This is a genomic window from Actinomycetota bacterium, from assembly GCA_005774595.1.
GTDB lineage: Bacteria > Actinomycetota > Coriobacteriia > Anaerosomatales > D1FN1-002 > D1FN1-002.
Genome location: VAUM01000238.1, coordinates 1 through 3,118 on the forward strand (window position 1 = coordinate 1; position 3,118 = coordinate 3,118).

Here is a 3,118-nt window from a genome sequence, read left to right on the forward strand (position 1 = left end):
CGTCGTGCTCGTCCTGTCGCGCGTGCCGCCGCACATCGCGCTGCGCGGCGTGCGCGCCGTGTCGTTCCTGCTCACGTTCTCGATCGCCGCGCAGGCGCTGAAGTGGGAGCCAGCCACGGTGGCCCTCGTGCGGCTCGGGCCGCTGGCGGTGGACGGCCCGGGGCTGGCGCGCGGCGTCTTCTTCGCGGTGCGGATCGTCGTGCTCGTCGTCAGCACGTCCCTGCTCACGCTCACGACCACCCCGGTCTCGCTGACCGACGCGCTCGAGCGCCTGATGCGGCCGCTGCGTCACGTCGGCGTGCCCGTAGGGGACGTCGCGACGATGCTCTCGATCGCGCTGCGCTTCATCCCGACGACTGCCGAGGAGGCCGAGAAGGTCGTGCTGGCCCAGGCGTCGCGCGGCGCGCGGTTCGACCGGGGCGGGCCCGTGCAGAGGGCGAAGGCGTTCATCCCCGTCCTGGTGCCGCTGTTCGTGAACCTGTTCCGCCGGGCGGACGACCTGGCAACGGCGATGGAGGCACGGTGCTATCGTGGCGGCGAGGGCCGGACCCGGCTGCGCGAGTCGCGGATGCGCGGCGCCGACTGGGCGACCCTGCTCGCCGGGGGCGCCGCGCTCGTCGCGGTGGCCGTGCTGCTGTAGGGAGGGGCGATGGCGCGCGACCGGCACGAGGAGCACCGGGAGTGGAACGCGGCGGACCGGCGGGAGGCCCGCGCGCTCGCGGCCGTCTCGCCCGAGGGCCGCGCGTGACCGTCACCGCGCTCACGGTCGCCTACGACGGCGCGCCCTTCGCCGGATTCGCGCGTCAGTCGGAGCAGCGCACGGTCCAGGGCACGCTCGAGGACGCTCTCCGCACCGTGCTGCGGCGCGAGGTCGAGACCGTCGGCGCGGGCCGCACCGACGCCGGCGTGCACGCCCTCGGCCAGGTGGTGAGCTTCGAGTCGGCGCCGGGCGACCCGGACGCGGCGGCGCTCGCACGATCGCTGAACGCGCTGTGCGCGCCGCACGTCGCGGTGCGCGAGGTACGCGCCGCGCGCGAGGGCTTCTCTGCGCGGTTCGATGCCGAGGCGCGCGAGTACCGCTATCGCATCGCGGCCGGCGCCGTGCCGCCGGTGCTGCTCGCGCCGTACGCGTGGCACGTCGCGCGCGACCTCGACGCGCCGGCCGTGCGGCGGGCCGCGGCCGCGCTCGTCGGCGAGCACGACTTCCGGTCGTTCTGCGTCGCCGACTCCGCGGAAGGGAAGAACACCGTCCGCACGCTCACCGCGGTCGAGCTGTACCCCGCCGAGGACCTCGGTGAGCCGCATCTCGTGCTGCGCGTCGTCGGCACGGCGTTCCTGCACTCCATGGTGCGCGTGATCGCCGGCTCGCTGGTCGAGATCGGCCGAGGCGCGCGCGACGAAGGCTGGCTCGGTGAGGCGCTCGCCGCGCGCGACCGCGCGGCCGCCGGCCCGACCGCGCCCGCGCACGGGCTGACGCTGTGGGACGTCGCCTACCCCGGGGAGTGCTGGGTGTAGCGGCGCGGTGCGGGTGGCTACGCCCGGCGGCGTGTGTTCCTTGACGCCCCTATCGACCGCGGATAGACTGCAAGGGTTCGTTCGGAGCCCCGTGAAGCTTCCTCGACGGACACGTACGCCCTGAGTATGTTGGAGGAACGAGTGAAGACCTACCACGCCAAGCCCGGCGAGGTGCAGCGCGAATGGCTGCTGATCGATGCGACCGACCTGGTCCTCGGCCGGCTCGCCTCGGAGATCGCCAAGATCCTCAAGGGCAAGAACAAGCCGCAGTACACGCCGCACGTTGACACGGGCGACTTCGTCGTCGTCATCAACGCCGACAAGATCCGCCTGACCGGCAACAAGATGGCGGACAAGACCTACTACCGCCACTCCGGGTACCCGGGCGCGCTCAAGGCCGTCCCGGTCGCCCGCATGCTCGAGAAGCACCCCGAGCGCGTGCTCGAGCGCGCCGTGAAGGGCATGCTCCCGAAGAACACCCTCGGCCGGGCCATGGGCCGCAAGCTCAAGGTCTACGCCGGTCCGGAACATCCGCACGAGGCGCAGAAGCCGCGCCAGATCACCGTGGAGGCCTAGCACATGGCTGAGAAGGCAGCAGTCTACTGGGGCACCGGCCGCCGCAAGACCGCGGTCGCCCGCGTGCGCCTGACCCCCGGCACCGGCCAGTTCACCGTCAACGGCAAGACGTTCGAAGACTACTTAGGGCGCGTGACGCTGCAGGGCTTCGTCGAGACGCCGTTCAAGGTCACCGAGACGCTCGGCCGTTTCGATGTCATCGCCCGTATCCACGGCGGCGGCACCGCCGCGCAGGCGGGCGCGCTGCGCCACGGCATCGCCCGCGCGATGCTCGAGGCCGGCGACGACTACCGCGGCGAGCTCAAGCGGGCCGGCCTCCTGCGCCGCGATCCCCGCATGGTCGAGCGCAAGAAGTACGGCCTCAAGAAGGCCCGCAAGCGCCCGCAGTTCTCGAAGCGCTAGGCGGCCGACGCCACGATGTGAGACAGGGCCCGCCGCTTGCTCGGCGGGCCCTTCGCGTTCGGATACGGCAGGCACGCCCGCACGGGCGTCGCCGCATGGGGTATGTATGTTCCCGCCACGGGCCGCGACCGGAAGGACCAGCACATGACCCGCATGTTCGGAACGGACGGCGTGCGCGGCATCGCGAACGCCGACCTGACCCCGGAGCTCGCGTTCCGCCTCGGCGAGGCGGCGGGCCACTTCCTCGGCGACAAGGGCGCCGGCCGCATCGTCGTCGGCCGCGACACGAGGCGCAGCGGGGCGATGCTCGAGGCGGCGCTCGTCGCCGGCGTGTGCTCGGGCGGCGGCGACGCGCTCACGTGCGGCATCATCCCGACCCCCGCGGTGGCGCATCTGACCCGCGCCGCGGGCGCCGACGGCGGCGTCGTCATCTCCGCGTCCCACAACCCGGCCGAGTACAACGGGATCAAGTTCTTCAGCCGCGAGGGGTTCAAGCTCCCCGACGAGGTCGAGGACGAGATCGAGGCGTTCGTCTCGCGCAGGGAGCGGGACTGGCAGCGGCCGACCGGCGGTGCGGTAGGCAGCATCGTACCGATAGCGGATGCTGTCGAGCGCTACGTCGAGC

The 3,118-nt window shown here is 72.8% G+C and carries 5 protein-coding genes; all 5 read left to right on the plus strand.

What is annotated here, in order from left to right; all coding sequences use genetic code 11:
- A partial coding sequence (locus tag FDZ70_08495) for an energy-coupling factor transporter transmembrane protein EcfT (protein ID TLM72294.1) occupies positions 1 to 640 on the plus strand: 640 nt, incomplete at its 5' end.
- A 104-nt stretch (positions 641 to 744) separates the two neighbouring features.
- On the plus strand, positions 745 to 1,515 hold the full coding sequence (truA, locus tag FDZ70_08500; GenBank protein TLM72295.1) for a tRNA pseudouridine(38-40) synthase TruA: 771 nt from the start codon (positions 745 to 747) through the stop codon (positions 1,513 to 1,515).
- A 141-nt stretch (positions 1,516 to 1,656) separates the two neighbouring features.
- Positions 1,657 to 2,091 (plus strand): 50S ribosomal protein L13, encoded by a 435-nt coding sequence (rplM, locus tag FDZ70_08505; GenBank protein TLM72296.1) that lies wholly within the window; start codon positions 1,657 to 1,659, stop codon positions 2,089 to 2,091.
- 3 nt (positions 2,092 to 2,094) lie between these two features.
- Complete coding sequence (rpsI, locus tag FDZ70_08510; protein TLM72297.1) at positions 2,095 to 2,493, plus strand: 30S ribosomal protein S9; 399 nt, start codon at positions 2,095 to 2,097, stop codon at positions 2,491 to 2,493.
- 144 nt (positions 2,494 to 2,637) lie between these two features.
- Positions 2,638 to 3,118 (plus strand): phosphoglucosamine mutase (locus FDZ70_08515; GenBank protein TLM72298.1); only part of this gene is annotated, 481 nt, incomplete at its 3' end.

Bases quoted from the DNA above. Each gene is read 5' to 3' on its own strand.
- rpsI (TLM72297.1), top strand. From the start codon at position 2,095: ATGGCTGAGAAGGCAGCAGTCTACTGGGGCACCGGCCGCCGCAAGACC.